The organism is Pantoea sp. y20 (assembly GCF_054903455.1).
In genome coordinates this window covers 3,459,723-3,475,097 of record NZ_CM142816.1, presented here as the reverse complement: position 1 = coordinate 3,475,097, position 15,375 = coordinate 3,459,723, and the positions used below count along the sequence as shown (strand labels likewise).

The following is a 15,375-nucleotide window of genomic DNA, read 5'->3' as shown; positions in this document are numbered from 1 at the left end:
GTATCCGCAGATTAAGGAATAATAAATGAAACGAATTGTCATTACCGGCATGGGGCTGGTATCGCCGCTGGGCTGCGGCACGGAAGCGGTTTGGCAGTCGCTGCTGGCGGGAAAATCGGGCATCAGCGCCTTGCCGCCAGAGATGGTGCAGGATATCGCCTGCAAAGTGGCGGGACAGGTGCCGACGCTGGAGCAGGATCCCCAGCACGGTTTTAATCCAGACGGCATTATCGCCGCCAAAGATCGCAAGAAAATGGATCGCTTTATTGAGTTCGCGCTGGTGGCGGCGCATGAAGCACTGACGCAGGCCAACTGGTTCCCGCAGGACAGTGCGCAACAGCAGCGCACCGCCACGGTGATCGCCACCGGCATCGGCGGCTTTAACGAAATCGCCAACGCGGTTGAAACCACCGCCGAGCGTGGGCCGCGTCGCTTGTCGCCGTTTACCATTCCTTCGTTTCTCGCCAATCTGGCCGCCGGACACGTTTCGATTGCACACGGTTTTCGTGGGCCAATTGGCGCGCCGGTAACCGCGTGCGCGGCGGGTGCGCAGGCGATTGGTGATGCGGCGCGCTTGATTCGCAGCGGCGAAGCGGATATTGCGCTGTGCGGCGGCACCGAAGCGGCGATCCATCGCGTGAGCCTGGCCGGATTTGCCGCAGCGAAAGCGATGTCGGGCGGCTTTAACGATCGTCCAGAGCAGGCTTCGCGTCCGTTTGATCGCGACCGCGACGGTTTTGTGATGGGCGAGGGCGCGGGATTGCTGGTGATTGAATCGCTGGAACATGCGCAGGCGCGCGGCGCGGCACCGCTGGCGGAGCTGGTGGGTTACGGCATCAGCGCAGATGCTTACCATCTCACCGCCGGTCCGGAAAATGGTGAAGGGGCACGCCGGGCAATGGAAACCGCGCTGGCGCAGGCGGGCATTACGGCGAGCGAGGTGCAGCATATCAATGCGCATGCCACGTCGACGCCGGTCGGCGACAAGGGCGAACTGGCAGCAATTAGCTCGCTGTTTGCTGGCAGCAAGGTGGCAATCACTTCCACCAAATCGGCCACCGGACATCTGCTCGGTGCGGCGGGTGGCGTGGAAGCGATCTTCTCGATTCTGGCGCTGCGCGATCAGGTTGCTCCGCCGACGCTCAATCTGCAGCATCCGGATGAAGCGGCTGTTGGGCTGAATCTGGTGGCACTCAAGCCACAGCCGACGGCAATGACCTATGCGCTTTCCAACGGTTTTGGCTTTGGCGGCGTGAATGCCAGTTTGTTGTTTAAAGCCTGGCAATAGGTTTCCTAATGCTCGTCAGTCAAGACATGAAAACCCTTAATCACTGAGAGCACACATTGTAGCGGCGCAATTCATTGCGCGATAAATCGCGCCGCTACGAAATGTGCGGTGATTTGATAGGGTGCTTAACTGAGGCATTAGGCAATAGGTTTCCTATAATGGACCGACGATAGCGCGCAGGAATCGCCCCTTTGAGCACTGAAAATGAAACCCAGCAGCTGGCGGAAGAGCTCCGTAAGATAGTCAGCCATTTGGTACGTAACGTCCGCGTCAGCACCGCGACCGTGCGCACCTCGCAATATGAAACCTTAGATCTGCTCGACAGCCATGACGCGCTTTCTATCGCCGATCTCGCGCGGCTGCGCGGCGTGAAGCATCAAAGCATGCGATTAGTGATTAACGAACTCGAGGCGCAAGATTTGGTGCTGCGACAAAAAAGCGCGCAGGACGCGCGGGCGCAGGTGATTGTGCTGAGCGATCAGGCGCGCGCTGCGTTGGCGGCCGCACGTCAACAGCGTGCCGACTGGCTTGCGGCGCGCATCAATGAAACACTCGACCAGCAGGATCGCGACGATCTGCAAAAAGGGCTGGCTGCGTTACGCAAACTGCTTTAACTGCGTTATCACCGCCGCCAGCGTGTTCATGCCCCAATGTTCCGCGTATTTTCCCTCTTCAATTCGCACCATATCGATCACCGCGATCGTTACGGGTAAACCGGTGGGCGCGATGCCCATCAGCGATCCGCTGTGAACGCCGGTTATTGTTTTGCGCGTGGTGACCCAATCGCGCTCGGCGATTTGATCTTCAACGTGCACCTGAAGATGGGAGAAAGCGGGGCGCAGGATCTGATCGAAGGTGTGCCAAAGACTTTCGCGATCGCTGGGCGCGCCGGCTGGCGCTGAGCGGTTAATGAAGTTTTCGCCGACGAGTTGATCGAAAGCCTGGCGATCGCCTTCGGCAATCACCTGCTGATTGAATCGACGCACAACGGCTTTGTTATGTTCTGACATGGTGATTCCCCGCTGAATATGTACAGTTTGACTGTATATATTTAACGGCAAGTGGGGAAGGCGAGTTTGTCAGGTTGTGCGGTGATTATGGTGCGCGCTGATGCCCTCACCCCGGCCCTCTCCCACGGGGAGAGGGAGCAAAAAGTTCCTCTCCCGCTTGCGGGAGAGGGCTAGGGTGAGGGACAAAGCGCACCCAACTCAGCGCTTACCCAGCGCTTCCCACAATCCCAGCAGATAGGTGGTGCCCAGCGCGCGGTCGTACAAACCGTAGCCCGGACGGCCGGTTTCACCCCAGATAAAGCGGCCGTGATCTGAACGGATGTAGCCATCGAAGCCGTTGTCATACATCGATTGCAGCACTTTATACATATCCAGCGAACCGTATTCGGTTGGGTGCGCGCATTCGTAGAAATCTTTATCCCGAATAATCTTGATGTTACGCACATGGGCGAACGGAATACGTTTGCGGCGCGAGAACTCCGCCAGAATGGCGTACACATCATTACTCGGATCTTCGGCAATCGATCCGGTACATAGCGTGATGCCGTTAGCCTCGGAATCGACCACGTTACAGATCCAGTCGAGATCGTCGCGGTTCTTCACCACGCGCGGCAGGCCAAAGATCGAATACGGTGGATCGTCCGGGTGGATCGCCATCTTCACGCCCACTTCTTCACATACCGGGATCACCGCTTTCAGAAAGTAAGCGAGGTTTTCACGCAGCTTAGCGTCATCAACATCTTTGTATTGGGCAAACAGATCCTGCACTTTTGCCAGACGTTCCGGTTCCCAGCCCGGCAGGGCGAAACCATTGGCGTTGCCCAGCACTTCCTGCACCACCTCGTCGAGGCTCTTATCAATGCCTTTCTTCTCGAACGCCATGGTGAGCGAGCCGTCTGGCAGCACGTAGTTCATGTCGGTCTTCATCCAGTCAAACACCGGCATGAAGTTGTAGCAAATCACTTTCACACCCGCTTCGGCCAGGTTACGGATGCTCTGCTGATAATTTTCGATGTAACGATCGCGGCTTGACAGACCGATTTTGATGTCGTCGTGAATGTTGACGCTTTCGATCACTTCCACGGTCAGCCCGGCGGCATGCACCTGCTCAACCAGCGCGTTAATTTTCTCTTTCGGCCAGGTTTCACCTACCGGCACGTCATACAGCGCGCCCACGACGCCGCGCACGCCCGGCACCTGACGAATATATTCCAGCGAAACTTTATCTTCTTTCGGACCAAACCAACGCATTGTCAGCTGCATAATGTCATCCACCGTTATCGTGTCTGTGATAACTGATAAACTACCATTCTAGTAAACATCATGACAGCGCAGCGCGGCCAATAAGCCTTGATCCGCGTCACAGAACACAATTTATGCATCAGTGATGCAGCACAATTTCACCGAAATGCTCTTTGTATTTGAATAATTCCAAATCAGATCGCAGACCCAATTTACGCAGTGCAGTCTGTTTTTGCCCGCTGATGGTTTTACGGCTGCGCGCATATTTTCCGGCGATTTGCGTAATGCTTAATCCATCCAGATAGCAACGGATCACCTCGATCTCACGTGGGCTGAGATTGCGCAGCAGCAGCGTGATATCTTCGCCAGTTTGACGCGGCAATAAATAGTCATGCATTTCCCGATCGCTCTCCTGAAACTTATCCATCTCCAGCAGCATATCGGCGGTGAGAAAACGCTTGTTACGGCATACCTGATGCAGGGCGGTAATCAGCACTTCCTGGTCTTCACTTTTACCCACAAAGCCATGCACACCCGCTTTTAACAGCAGTTGCACTATTGCCGGTTTTTCTACTGCCGAGGAGATCAGGATTTTTAAATCGGGATATCGCGCGCGCAGCTGTTTCACCATCTGCAGGCCGTCGAGTTCGTCTTCGCCAAGCATGTAGTCCAGCACCAGCACGTCCACTGAATGACGCTGTAGAAATGCCATCAGCTGTTGGCGTTGCGAAAAGGCGCCAGCCAGCTCCAGCAGCGCTTCCTGCGCCAGACGATACTGAATTGCTTTGCCGATCAGTGGATGATCGTCTAATACGGCAACCTGCCAGATTGCATCTTGTTTCATGGTTTCACCTCATTATCAGGATTATTTTTTAGTGCGTGGAGGAAGATCGCTTCCAGTTCGGCCACTGCTGTAGCGACTGCGGGAATCAGCTGCTGCAGGAACGCACTCTCTCGTTGTTCGGCTGCCTGCTCGGCGGCAAGGCAACTCTGTTGTAGGCTTTCAGCGCGCAGTAATTTGGCGCTGCCAAGTAATTGATGTGCAGCGTGGTGTGCGCTTGGGAAGTCCTCCGCCATGGCAGCTTGCTCCAGTTGTGCAAGATCGCGCGCATTTTGCTGCTGAGCGGTGGTGACCAGATCGCGCCAGGCTTGCGGATCATTGGCCGCGAGGTTTTCCAGGGTAAGCAGGGTTTCATTGCGCGCACTGCTGGCAGCGCTGCCAGTGACCACTCGCAGCAGCTGGGTGCGCTCCAGCGGTTTAAACAGGCAACCATCCATGCCAGCCTGCGTCGCGAGTTGTGCAACACGCTCTTCTGCCATCGCCGTCAGGCCATAAATCGGGACTGCGCGGCGATTCATTAGCTTCTCCTCAATACGTAACTGGCGGGTAAATTCAAAGCCATCCATGCCTGGCATATTGCAATCGGTGATCACACGATCAACGTCATGTTCGCGCCACAGTGCCAGCGCCGTTTCACCGTCTTCTGCCACCAACACATGATGCCCGGCGTAACGCAACTGTTGTGCCAGCAGCAGGCGATTGGTGGCGTTGTCATCCACAACCAGCATTCTTAAGGATGCGTGCACAACGTCATCAACTGGCTCAGCTTCTGCTTCAGTCAGCGTGGCGGGCTGGGCGATGAAGCGCAGCATAAATACGCTGCCCTCATCGGGCTCGCTCTCTACATGCAGCTCGGTTCCCAGCATCACCGCCAGACGGCGACAGATGTTGAGACCCAGTCCGGTGCCACTGACGCGATTAGTGCCCTGATCCACCTGAATAAAGGGCTCGAAAATCGCCTTTTGCTGTTCTGGCGTGAGACCCACCCCACTGTCGCAGACTTCCAGTACGTATTCGGGTTTAGTGATATCTGCCTGGTAAAGCGCTACTTCAACTTCACCCCGCGCGGTAAACTTAATGGCATTGCTGACCAGGTTCGCCAGGATCTGCTTCAACGCCACGGGATCAAACAGCACGCTGTCCTGATCGATATCCAGCATGACATTGAGTGCCAGCCCTTTATTTAGCGCCACCTGACGGAATAGCGCTTCAGTGTCGTAAACCACATCGCTCAGTGACATCGGCATGTGGCGAATGCTGAAATGACCGGATTCGATTTTCGCCAGGTCGAGAATATCGCCGACCAGCGAGAGCAGTGAACGAGAAGATTCCCATGCCAAATCGATATTCTTTTGCCGCTGCGCTTCGTCGCTCTGACCTAAATGTTCAATCTCCAACAGGCCAATCAGTGCCGCCAACGGCGTGCGGATTTCATGGCTCATATGTGAAAGGAAAGTACTTTTCGCCTCGCTGGAGCGCAGTGCCGCACGCTTCGCTTTACGCACGTCCTCTAATAAGGTTTCGATCGTGTGCAGTTGGTTGCTGATTTCGCGCTCGTGCTGGCGCTGCCTCGCCAGCGACGATTTCAGCAGATGGTTGCGCCACAGGAAGAACAGCAGGCAAATGCCGGCCACCGCAGCAATACGCAGCACGTAACTGCGATAGCTCTGCCAGGACGTGCTGGTGGCGGGCGGCGTGTACTTGATCCAGCGCTCCATCAGTGACTGCATGGTTGGCTGCGGAATATCTGACAGCGCTTTATTCAGGATGGAATTCAGATGCTCATCCGCCACATTGGTGGCCATCGCCATGCGAAACATCGGCAACGGTGCGACAAACGCCACTTTGAAGCGATCGTTGAAGTGGTTATTCAGCAAATATTGCGCCGATTCGTAGGGCACGATAAAGCCGTCAACCTCTTTGTCCTGCAGCTGCCCGAGGGAGTCGAGCGAAACCGCATTTTCACTAAAATCGATGGTTGGCCAGCGGCGACGCAGATCAAAGCGATAATAAGAACGCTCGTAGATGCCGATGCGTTTCCCTGTCATCTCATCGAAACTGTGCCAGTTACTGTCGCTGCGGGTCATCACCACCCAAGGCGAATAGACATAAGATCGCGTGTATTGAATCTGCGGGCTCTGCTTTGACGCGCCGTCACTCACCACAATCAGGGAATCGCGTTGATTAACCAGCGCATCGCGCATATTGCTCAAGCCCCGCATTGGGTTGTAATGAAAACGAATACCGGTGCGTTGCGAGATAAGATTTAACAAATCAACGCTGAGTCCGGCGACACGCTGTTTGCTGTCCAGGAAGGTGAAAGGCAGATGTGTAGGGTCGTAATTCACCGTGATGTCGCGGTGCTCCGCCAGCCATTTTGCTTCGGCTTCGCTAAGGTCCAAAGGATGATTCTTCACCACCGACCGGTAATCAAGCCCCCAGGCTTCGGCAATTTGTACGGCATTACGTAGCGGGATATTTTTAAGAATTTCATTAATGGCGTCGATTAGCTCAGCATTGTCCGCGCGGGCGGCAAAGCGTGCATCCACATCGTTCATGTAAGGCGTGCTATGGCCTTCAATGATGTTCTGCAAGCCGCGCTGCGACAAATAGCGCTGCGTGGCGGAGTTACTCCAGAACACCATGTCCTCATTAAAAGCGGTATCGGTATAGGCCCAGAGCGGCGGTGAGGCGGGCGCTAATGTGGCTTCGGGATAGCGTTTATGCAGCAGCGCTTTCAGTTCGTCGTCACCGTAGTACATCAGGCGATAGCGGCTGTCATTCAGCTGACGATCAAATTTTGCCTGGCGGCGGCTAATCAACACGCTTTGCGCCAGCGAATAGGGAATACTCAGCGCCAGTTTGGTTTCATGATTAGCAGCCTGCGGGTAGTAAGGAATTAAATCGACTTGCTTGTTATTGAGCGCGTTAACCAGATCGAGACGGGTGTTATAGCGCTTAACTTCGACCGGGCGATTCAGCGTTTTCGCGATGATGGCCAGATAATCGGCGGACAGTCCTTCAAAGGTGTCCTCTTCGAATTCAACCGAATAGGGCGGTAACGTATGGCTCCATACGCCGATGCGCAGCACCGGATGACGTTTTAGCCACTGCTGTCCCTCTGCATTCAGCGTCACTTCAGGGGAAACCAGACCGTAACGCGGCGTGAATTTTAAGGTGGTGGCGCTCCAGGCCGACAGACAAAAGCCCAACAAAAAAATCATGCTAAAAATGCGTTTGCCCACGAATTGATTCTCAGTTTTCTTTGCTGCTTTAGGCACTGCCGTGCGGCGGTGCGGCCCTCTGGCTGCGCTTTAATGCGCCAGTGACCCTTCACAGCGGCACGAAGCTCAACGGTTATTAAATACTTTTTAAGAAATTTCTTACGTATGTAGGCGGGGCTTACTACAAGCTGGTACTTAAGTAAGTTAAGTTAGCTGTTTTGACAGGAAACTTTCGACGTAACTCCTGAAGTTTCTCCAATTTGCCGCTGCTAATCGGCTTTTCATTTGTTTTATTTACAGAAACTTCCCGGCAGGCAAAATAGCGCTTATTTCCTCTCCTTCAGCCAACCATGTCAGAAGAAGCGCTGCGTCAGCAGATTCAGAACCTGAAAAAGCATAATGCGCGGTTAAAGCGTATAGCGCATGACGCGCGTAATAAGCTGAGTGCAGCGCTGGATGGAACCGGTTTATGTTTGTGGCAGCTGGATATTCCCAGCGGTAAGCTGGTGATTTTTAATCGTCGCTGGGGTGCGATGCTGGGTTTTCAGCCGAAAGAGACCAAAGCGCAGTTCGATGTGTGGCGCGAACGCCTGCATCCGGATGACGCCGACGAAGTGCTCAAAGCCTTTTACGATCACATTGAAGGGCGCGCGCCTTATTACGAAGCGCTGCACCGCATGCTGGGCAAAAACGACAACATTAAATGGGTGCTGGATCGCGGACGCGTTACAGAATGGGACGCAGCGGGCAATCCGCTCAAAGTCACCGGCACGCACATTGATATGACCAAAGAGAAGCAGTACGAAGCGCAGCTCTCATCGCTGGCGCATCACGATCCGCTAACCGGACTGACTAATCGCCATGCGCTAAATACGCAGTTCAGCAGGATGAAAGCGCTCGGCCCACTGTGCGTGGCGTTTATCGATCTCGATAACTTCAAACACGTCAACGATACCTTGGGACATCGCAGTGGTGATGAGGTGTTGATTCAACTGAGCCAGCGCATCATCGACGTGGTGCCGCCAAACGTGGTGATTGGCCGACTCGGCGGCGACGAGTTTGTGCTGCTGATGCCGTTCCTGATCGACTATCCGAAAGTGCGCATTATGATGCAGGCGGTGCTGGATGCCGCGCTGACGCCGTTTGATATTGATAATGGACATGCGCAGATTGGTGCGTCAATTGGCATTGCGCAGGTGCAGGAACGCGACAGCTTCGATGAAGCGCTGACGCGGGCCGATGAGGCGATGTATCAGATTAAGAAGAATGGTAAGCAGGGTTTTGGGTTGGCGAGGTAGCTTTTACCCTCGCCCTAACCCTCTCCCGCAGGCGGGAGAGGGGACGGATCGAGCGGATACGTGTGGATATGTGGCAGCGTTTCCCTCTCCTCAGGCCCATCGAGCTTACATATGGCAGCGTTTCCCTCTCCCTGTGGGAGAGGGCCAGGGTGAGGGCATCAGGCCGCACCGATCTCAATCCGCCAGCAAATGCCCATACATGGTCATCAATCTGCGGGTGACGCCATTAGTCCAGCCGAAGCCGTCCTGCAGCGGATATTCGCCGCCGCCACCCGGACGGGCGCGATCGCCGCTGATGTCATACTTCTCCACCAGCTTATGATGCAGTGAATAGAAATTATTTACCGTATTCAGCCAGTTAACGGCAATTTCTGTCGCCAGCGTCTCTTCACCGTAGTGATTCAAACCGACCACCGCCATCCACTGCAACGGCGCCCAGGCATTGGGTTTATCCCATTGTTCGCCGCTCTCCACCATTGAGGTTAACAAGCCGCCTTGCGTCAGTAACAGATGACGCAGCGCAACGGCCTGCAGGTGCGCCTGCTCGGGCGAGGCGAGGCCGAGGAACAGCGGCACCACCGCAGCAGCGGTGAAGGCGCCAAAGCGTTCGCGACGCCAGTCGTAATCGCGGTACACCCCGGCAGTGTTATCCCACAGATAGCGATGAATCGCCTGCTTACGCGCATCGGCTTTTTTTTGCCACGCCAGCGCCGTGAGCTCTTCACCTTTGGCATGTGACAGCGTCGAAATCATCAGCTCCAGCTTGTAGAGGAACGCGTTGAGATCGATCGGAATAAATTGCGTGGTGCGGATACTCGCCAGACGCTGCGGATCGCGCAGCCAGCGTGAAGAGTAATCCCAGCCCGATGCGGCACCGGCACGCAGATCGCGATAAACCTCGTTGGCCGGACGACCTGATTTCTTCGCGGTTTCAATATCTTCCAGCCACGACTCATCGCGCGGCGTGTCGCGATCGTCCCAGTAACGGTTGAGCAGCGAACCATCTGGCATGCGCACCACGTGGCGATAGGCCTGATGCGGCATCAGCTCACCCGCGCCGTCCATCCAGAACTGGTACTCTTTCATCAGCTGATCGAGATAGCGTTTCGCACCGCGAATGCCATCTTCTTCAAACAGTTCCACCATCAGCGCAAACACCGGCGGCTGCGAACGGCTGAGGTAGTAAGTACGGTTGCCGTTCGGCACGTGACCGTAGTTATCAATCAGCCAGGCGAAGTTATCCGCCATATGACGCAGCAGATCGTCACGGCCTGCATCGGCGAGGCCGAGCATGCTGAAGTAGGAGTCCCAGTAATAGGTTTCTCCAAATCGGCCGCCGGGCACCACGTAAGGTTTCGGCAACGGCAGCAGCGATGAGTGCGCTAAATGTTGCTGTGGCATTTTGGTTAACACCGGCCACAGATCGTCAATATGTTCGGTTAAGGTTTTATCTGGATTAGAAACATAAAAACTCTCATTCACCTGAGGTGAATAAAAATGTTCGTGCACGAATGCTTCCAGATCAAAATCCGCTGCGCGTTTACGGCGACGAAAACGGATTAAAATATCCAGCGGATCGAATTTTGGTGCGCAGTCCGGAAACGTTTTGCTGTCAGCAAATATGTGCGATGTCTGTACCTGCTCAAACAGTTCCATGTAGCGATCGGCAGGCGTCAGCGCATCCGGCGCGGGCAAACCTTCAATCAGCTCGGGTTCCGGCTCCGAATCCTGCATACCTTCGCGAACGAACTCGTGAGGATTATATTGATACTCCAGTTCAGCATCAGCGCGTCGATCCTCGAAAGCGTTATATTGCTGTTGGTTAGTATTAATAGCAGCCTCCTGGTAAATTCTTGAATGCGTAAAGAACAAATTATAGAGCTCTGAACGGGCGAAACAACAATGCGATTTATCTATGAACGTAATAAATCATGTCGATGGATCCGGTGTTTTTATGATTTTTCAGTGATTACAACGGACTATATTTCAGGAAATGAAAGCGGCTTTTAGGATGGATGTTTAAATAGCTGCACAGAAATATCTGTATTTAAGAAAATCGCTAAAATTTGCGCAAAAAAGCGTGGAATGGCTTGATCAATTTATGGCAAACGCAGCGGAGATTGAGCTGTATTTCCCTCACCCTAACCCTCTCCCGCAGGCGGGAGAGGGAACCGATAGAGCTAAAATGTGGCAGCGACTCCCTCTCCCCGTGGGAGAGGGTCGGAGTGAGGGCATCAGGCCGCACCTTACTTCTGCAACGCCGCCTTTATCACGTCCGCATATGGCGTGGTGGGGCGACCAATCAGTTTGCTTAGCGTATGGCTATCGTCAAACAAACCGCCTTTTTCGGCGCCGGCATCTGAATCTGCCAGCATCTCTGACAAGCCCTCTGGCAAACCGGCACCTTTCAGCGCGGCGGCAAATTCGGCTTGTGGCAGATTGATGTAATCCACTTGCTCGCCAGACTGTTTAGCAATCTCGGCGCTGAACTGCGCCAGCGTGTAGCTGTCGTCGCCAGCCAGTTCATACACCTTGCCCGCCTGATCGTCACGGCTGATCACTTCGGCCGCTGCCGCCGCATAGTCAGCGCGCGCCGCGGAAGCGATGCGACCTTCGCCGACCGCACCAATAAAGGCATGATGCGCCAGCGCGGGCGCAATACTCGCCGCGTAGTTTTCGGTGTACCAGCCGTTACGCAGCAGCGCGAAAGGAATGCCTGAGGCTTTCAGCTGGGCTTCAGTCGCACGATGCTCAACGCCTAAACCCAACGGTGAGGTATCGGCATGCAGTAAGCTGGTGTAGGCGATAAAGCCAACGCCGGCGGCTTTAGCCGCATCGATCACCGCCTTGTGCTGCACTTCACGCTGGCCGACTTCACTGGAAGAGATCAGCAGCAGTTTATCGACACCGGCGAAGGCGCTTTGCAGCGTTTCCGGTTGGCTGTAATCCGCCGCTCGCAGCGTTACGCCCAGCGCCTGCAGATCGGCCGCTTTCTCGGGCGAACGCACCGCCGCAATGATTTCGCTAGCCGGCACTTTTTTCAATAACGCATTAATCACCAGACGGCCCAGTTGGCCTGTGGCACCTGTAATCGCAATCATGTTGTTCTCCTGTTGAACTGGTATGAAAACAGCCTAAGCGATAAACTAACTTTTAGTAAGTACTTACAGATTTGTTAGTTTGGAGAAGCTGAGTTAAATGTCTGAAAAGTTGAGTGAAAAATTTACGCGCGGTGAGTTGCTTAACGTGAATTGCCCGTCACGCGACGTGTTGAAGCGCATTACCAGCCGCTGGAGCGTACTGATTTTGCTGGCGCTGCGCGAAGAAACCCTGCGTTTTAGCGAGCTGCGCCGCAAGATTGGCGGCGTCAGCGAACGTATGCTGGCGCAGACGCTGCGTTATATGGAAGAGGATGGTTTTGTTGAACGCATTGCCTATGACGTGTTGCCACCGCACGTTGAGTATCGTTTGACGTCGTTAGGCCGCGAAGTGGAAGGGCAGGTGACCGGGCTGGCGGATTGGCTGGAGAGCAATGTGCATCGGATTTTGAAGGCGCATTGAGAAGGGCCGCCATTTATGGCGACCGCCGCACCCTCAAGCGCGTAAATACTTCTCAAACCAACCCAGCGTGCGGCTCCACGCTAATTCGGCGGCGGCTTTGTCATAACGCGGCGTCGAATCATTGTGGAAGCCATGATTCACACCGGGATAAACATAGCCTTCATAGATTTTGTGATTGGCTTTCAACGCCTCTTCATAGGCTGGCCAACCTTCGTTGATGCCTTTATCCAGCGCGGCGTAGTGCAGCAACAGCGGCGCTTTGATGCGCGGCACATCTTCCGCTTTAGGCTGACGGCCGTAGAACGGTACCGCGCAGGCCAAATCAGGGAACGCGACTGCCGCCGCATTGGCTACGCCGCCGCCGTAGCAGAAGCCGGTGATACCCACTTTGCCGGTGCCCTCTTCGTGGTGCATCAGGAAATCAATCGCGGCGAAGAAGTCATTCATCAACTTGGTGGGGTCGACTTTGGCCTGCATCACTTTGCCTTCATCATCATTCCCCGGATAACCGCCCAGCGAGCTCAAACCATCGGGCGCCAGCGCGATGTAACCGGCTTTCGCTACCCGTCGCGCCACGTCTTCGACATAGGGATTGAGGCCACGATTCTCGTGCACCACTACCACCGCAGGCACTTTGCCGGATGCATTGGCCGGTCGCACCAGATAGCCGCGCACCTCGCCGTGACCTTGCGGTGACGTATAGTGAATGTATTCCGGTTTGATCGCCGGATCGGTAAATTCCACCTGCTGCGCCAGAGCATAATTGGGGCTCATGGCGCTGAGCAGCGTGGCGCCGGTCATGCCGGCGATGGTGAATTTCGCCGCCATCGCGATAAATTCGCGTTTGCTGATTTTGCCGTGGGCGTAGTAATCGTAAAGCTCGAGCAGTTCCTGAGGGAAATCCTGTGCAGTAAGACGGGCCATAACCTCTCCTTCGCTGTTTAACTGGTTGATTACTGCTCTAAAAAAGCACAGCTTGTCGCCGCTGGCAAATACCATGCCGCAGTAGGTTAACGTCACTGCGTTTACATCACCTGTTTAATAAACAGCAGAAATATATCTTTTTGTTCTAAAAATATTAGCTTTTAATTAACAATCCTGATCATCCTGCGCTGTCCGGAAATATTTACATGCTCAACTTATTTACCGTAAATAACGCCATTTTTCTTCGCACTAAAAAATAAATAAATGAAGTGCTTACCTGATAAGCACAGCGGGAATAGGCGGAAAACAATAACAATATTGTCACAATGAATGAGGGTGATTAACCTTAACGTAGTGATTTTTAAAGTATTAGTTTCTGCTGAAAACAATGATCGAAATCAAAAAACACTGTTATAGTTTTACCGACTTCCCCTGTATCTTTTTGTTCGCACCACTTCCTTTTACATTGGCGCGACATTTCTTTAAGCACGGCGAAATAACCGCTGCGCTCTGCTTGTTAATTATAAGTAAAAATTCGGTGTAATTTGTGGCAATGAGGTAAGCAATGTTTGGATTAGACGCCTTTCATCTGGCCAGGATTCAGTTCGCATTTACTGTTTCCTTCCATATTATCTTTCCAGCCATCACCATCGGTCTCGCCAGTTTCCTGGCGGTGCTTGAAGGGATGTGGCTGAAAACCCGTAACGAGACCTATCGCGATCTCTACCATTTCTGGTCAAAAGCGTTTGCCGTTAACTTCGGCATGGGCGTGGTATCCGGATTGGTGATGGCGTACCAGTTCGGTACTAACTGGAGCGGTTTCTCACAGTTTGCTGGCAGTATCACCGGCCCGCTGCTCACCTATGAAGTGTTAACCGCCTTTTTCCTTGAAGCGGGCTTCCTTGGCGTGATGCTGTTTGGCTGGAACCGCGTCGGTCCGGGCTTGCACTTCTTTGCAACCTGCATGGTCGCGCTCGGCACCATCTTCTCCACCTTCTGGATTCTGGCGTCAAACAGCTGGATGCATACGCCGCAGGGCTACATCATCCAGAACGGCATCGTGGTACCGGAAGATTGGCTGAAAATCATCTTCAACCCCTCGTTCCCTTATCGCTTGTTTCACATGTCGGTCGGTGCCTTCCTGGCCAGCGCCTTCTTTGTCGGCGCGTCGGGCGCATGGCATTTACTGCGCGGTAACGACAATCCAGCGATTCGTAAGATGTTCTCGATGGCGCTGTGGATGGCGCTGATCGTGGCACCGATTCAGGCGATGATCGGTGATGCGCACGGCCTGAACACCCTTGAGCATCAGCCTGCGAAAATCGCGGCAATTGAAGGACACTGGGAAAACAAGCCGGGTGAAGCCACGCCGCTGATTCTGTTCGGTGTGCCGGATATGGAGCAGGAGCGCACCAAGTACGCGCTGGAAATCCCGTACCTCGGCAGCCTGATTCTGACGCACAGCCTGGAGAAGCAAATCCCTGCGCTGAAGAGCTTCCCGAAAGAGGACCGTCCAAACTCCACCATCATCTTCTGGTCATTCCGCGTGATGGTGGCGCTGGGCCTGCTGATGATTACGCTCGGCGTGGTGTCTTTGTGGCTGCGTTTCAAAGGCCGTTTGTATCACTCGCGTCCGTTCCTGTGGTTCACGCTGCTGATGGGTCCATCGGGTTTGATCGCCATTCTGGCCGGTTGGTTTACCACCGAGATTGGGCGTCAGCCGTGGGTGGTATATGGCGTGCAGCGCACCATTGATGCGGTCTCGGCACATGGCGATATGCACATGAGCATCAGCCTGCTGGCGTTCATTCTGGTCTACTCGTCGGTGTTTGGTGTCGGTTATCTCTACATGATGCGTCTGATCAAAGAGGGTCCGGTGACCGGCGAAGGTAAAGAGGTTGATCACGGTGGTCCGGGTCAGCATCACACGCCAGCGCGTCCGTTGTCGGCGGCCAAAACCCATAGCGAAAAGAGTGGGGAGCACTAA

12 protein-coding genes are annotated in these 15,375 nt (G+C 54.3%); 5 read left to right on the top strand and 7 right to left on the bottom strand.

Features of this window, described 5'->3' with window-relative positions; translation table 11 throughout:
- Window positions 1-25 precede the first annotated feature (25 nt).
- Both fabF and ACYAC5_RS16065 read left to right on the top strand, forming a co-directional pair.
- Window positions 26-1,288, top strand: coding sequence for a beta-ketoacyl-ACP synthase II (gene fabF / locus ACYAC5_RS16070; RefSeq protein WP_462062018.1), 1,263 nt, complete (start codon window positions 26-28; stop codon window positions 1,286-1,288).
- A gap of 191 nt (window positions 1,289-1,479) precedes the next feature.
- Window positions 1,480-1,902, top strand: coding sequence for a MarR family winged helix-turn-helix transcriptional regulator (locus ACYAC5_RS16065; protein WP_192412083.1), 423 nt, complete (start codon window positions 1,480-1,482; stop codon window positions 1,900-1,902).
- Here the strand turns inward: ACYAC5_RS16065 and ACYAC5_RS16060 are convergent.
- From ACYAC5_RS16060 to ACYAC5_RS16045, 4 genes are all read right to left on the bottom strand, one after another.
- The gene (locus tag ACYAC5_RS16060) at window positions 1,885-2,298 is read right to left on the bottom strand and encodes an ester cyclase (protein ID WP_137386445.1); all 414 of its coding nucleotides are present in this window, start codon (window positions 2,296-2,298) and stop codon (window positions 1,885-1,887) included. The two genes, ACYAC5_RS16065 and ACYAC5_RS16060, sit on opposite strands and share 18 nt — an antisense overlap.
- A 198-nt stretch (window positions 2,299-2,496) precedes the next feature.
- A complete protein-coding gene (gene uxuA, locus ACYAC5_RS16055; protein ID WP_462062017.1) occupies window positions 2,497-3,561 on the bottom strand; it encodes a mannonate dehydratase in 1,065 nt (354 codons plus the stop codon).
- Window positions 3,562-3,679: 118 nt separating this feature from the next.
- Entirely contained in the window at window positions 3,680-4,384 is a 705-nt protein-coding gene (locus tag ACYAC5_RS16050) for a response regulator (RefSeq protein WP_137386443.1), read from the bottom strand.
- The gene (locus ACYAC5_RS16045) at window positions 4,381-7,605 is read right to left on the bottom strand and encodes a transporter substrate-binding domain-containing protein (protein ID WP_462062016.1); all 3,225 of its coding nucleotides are present in this window, start codon (window positions 7,603-7,605) and stop codon (window positions 4,381-4,383) included. The genes ACYAC5_RS16050 and ACYAC5_RS16045 overlap by 4 nt, the downstream gene beginning before the upstream one ends.
- A gap of 350 nt (window positions 7,606-7,955) precedes the next feature.
- Here ACYAC5_RS16045 and ACYAC5_RS16040 point away from each other — a divergent pair, with 350 nt between their 5' ends.
- Window positions 7,956-8,903: a diguanylate cyclase domain-containing protein gene (locus ACYAC5_RS16040; RefSeq protein ID WP_462062015.1), complete on the top strand. Its 948-nt coding sequence runs from the start codon at window positions 7,956-7,958 to the stop codon at window positions 8,901-8,903.
- A 174-nt stretch (window positions 8,904-9,077) separates the two neighbouring features.
- Here the strand turns inward: ACYAC5_RS16040 and treF are convergent, their stop codons facing one another.
- Together treF and ACYAC5_RS16030 are read right to left on the bottom strand one after the other, a co-directional pair.
- Window positions 9,078-10,736, bottom strand: a complete 1,659-nt coding sequence (gene treF / locus ACYAC5_RS16035; protein ID WP_052026007.1) for an alpha,alpha-trehalase TreF — start codon at window positions 10,734-10,736, stop codon at window positions 9,078-9,080.
- 413 nt (window positions 10,737-11,149) lie between these two features.
- A complete protein-coding gene (locus ACYAC5_RS16030) occupies window positions 11,150-12,004 on the bottom strand; it encodes an SDR family oxidoreductase (protein WP_110867251.1) in 855 nt (284 codons plus the stop codon).
- Between the two features lie 97 nt (window positions 12,005-12,101).
- Here ACYAC5_RS16030 and ACYAC5_RS16025 point away from each other — a divergent pair, with 97 nt between their 5' ends.
- Window positions 12,102-12,464, top strand: coding sequence for a winged helix-turn-helix transcriptional regulator (locus ACYAC5_RS16025; protein WP_462062014.1), 363 nt, complete (start codon window positions 12,102-12,104; stop codon window positions 12,462-12,464).
- A 33-nt stretch (window positions 12,465-12,497) separates the two neighbouring features.
- On the opposite strand, the gene yghX is transcribed toward ACYAC5_RS16025, so the two are convergent.
- Entirely contained in the window at window positions 12,498-13,388 is an 891-nt protein-coding gene (gene yghX, locus ACYAC5_RS16020; RefSeq protein ID WP_462062013.1) for a YghX family hydrolase, read from the bottom strand.
- A 565-nt stretch (window positions 13,389-13,953) separates the two neighbouring features.
- On the opposite strand from yghX, the gene ACYAC5_RS16015 reads away from it, so the two are divergent.
- Complete coding sequence (locus ACYAC5_RS16015; RefSeq protein WP_101761884.1) at window positions 13,954-15,375, top strand: cytochrome ubiquinol oxidase subunit I; 1,422 nt, start codon at window positions 13,954-13,956, stop codon at window positions 15,373-15,375.

Coding starts and splice junctions, on each gene's coding strand:
- ACYAC5_RS16040 (WP_462062015.1), top strand. CDS start 7,956: ATGTCAGAAGAAGCGCTGCGTCAGCAGATTCAGAACCTGAAAAAGCAT.
- ACYAC5_RS16060 (WP_137386445.1), bottom strand. CDS start 2,298: ATGTCAGAACATAACAAAGCCGTTGTGCGTCGATTCAATCAGCAGGTG.
- ACYAC5_RS16015 (WP_101761884.1), top strand. CDS start 13,954: ATGTTTGGATTAGACGCCTTTCATCTGGCCAGGATTCAGTTCGCATTT.
- ACYAC5_RS16050 (WP_137386443.1), bottom strand. CDS start 4,384: ATGAAACAAGATGCAATCTGGCAGGTTGCCGTATTAGACGATCATCCA.
- ACYAC5_RS16030 (WP_110867251.1), bottom strand. CDS start 12,004: ATGATTGCGATTACAGGTGCCACAGGCCAACTGGGCCGTCTGGTGATT.
- yghX (WP_462062013.1), bottom strand. CDS start 13,388: ATGGCCCGTCTTACTGCACAGGATTTCCCTCAGGAACTGCTCGAGCTT.
- ACYAC5_RS16025 (WP_462062014.1), top strand. CDS start 12,102: ATGTCTGAAAAGTTGAGTGAAAAATTTACGCGCGGTGAGTTGCTTAAC.
- fabF (WP_462062018.1), top strand. CDS start 26: ATGAAACGAATTGTCATTACCGGCATGGGGCTGGTATCGCCGCTGGGC.
- uxuA (WP_462062017.1), bottom strand. CDS start 3,561: ATGCAGCTGACAATGCGTTGGTTTGGTCCGAAAGAAGATAAAGTTTCG.
- ACYAC5_RS16045 (WP_462062016.1), bottom strand. CDS start 7,605: ATGATTTTTTTGTTGGGCTTTTGTCTGTCGGCCTGGAGCGCCACCACC.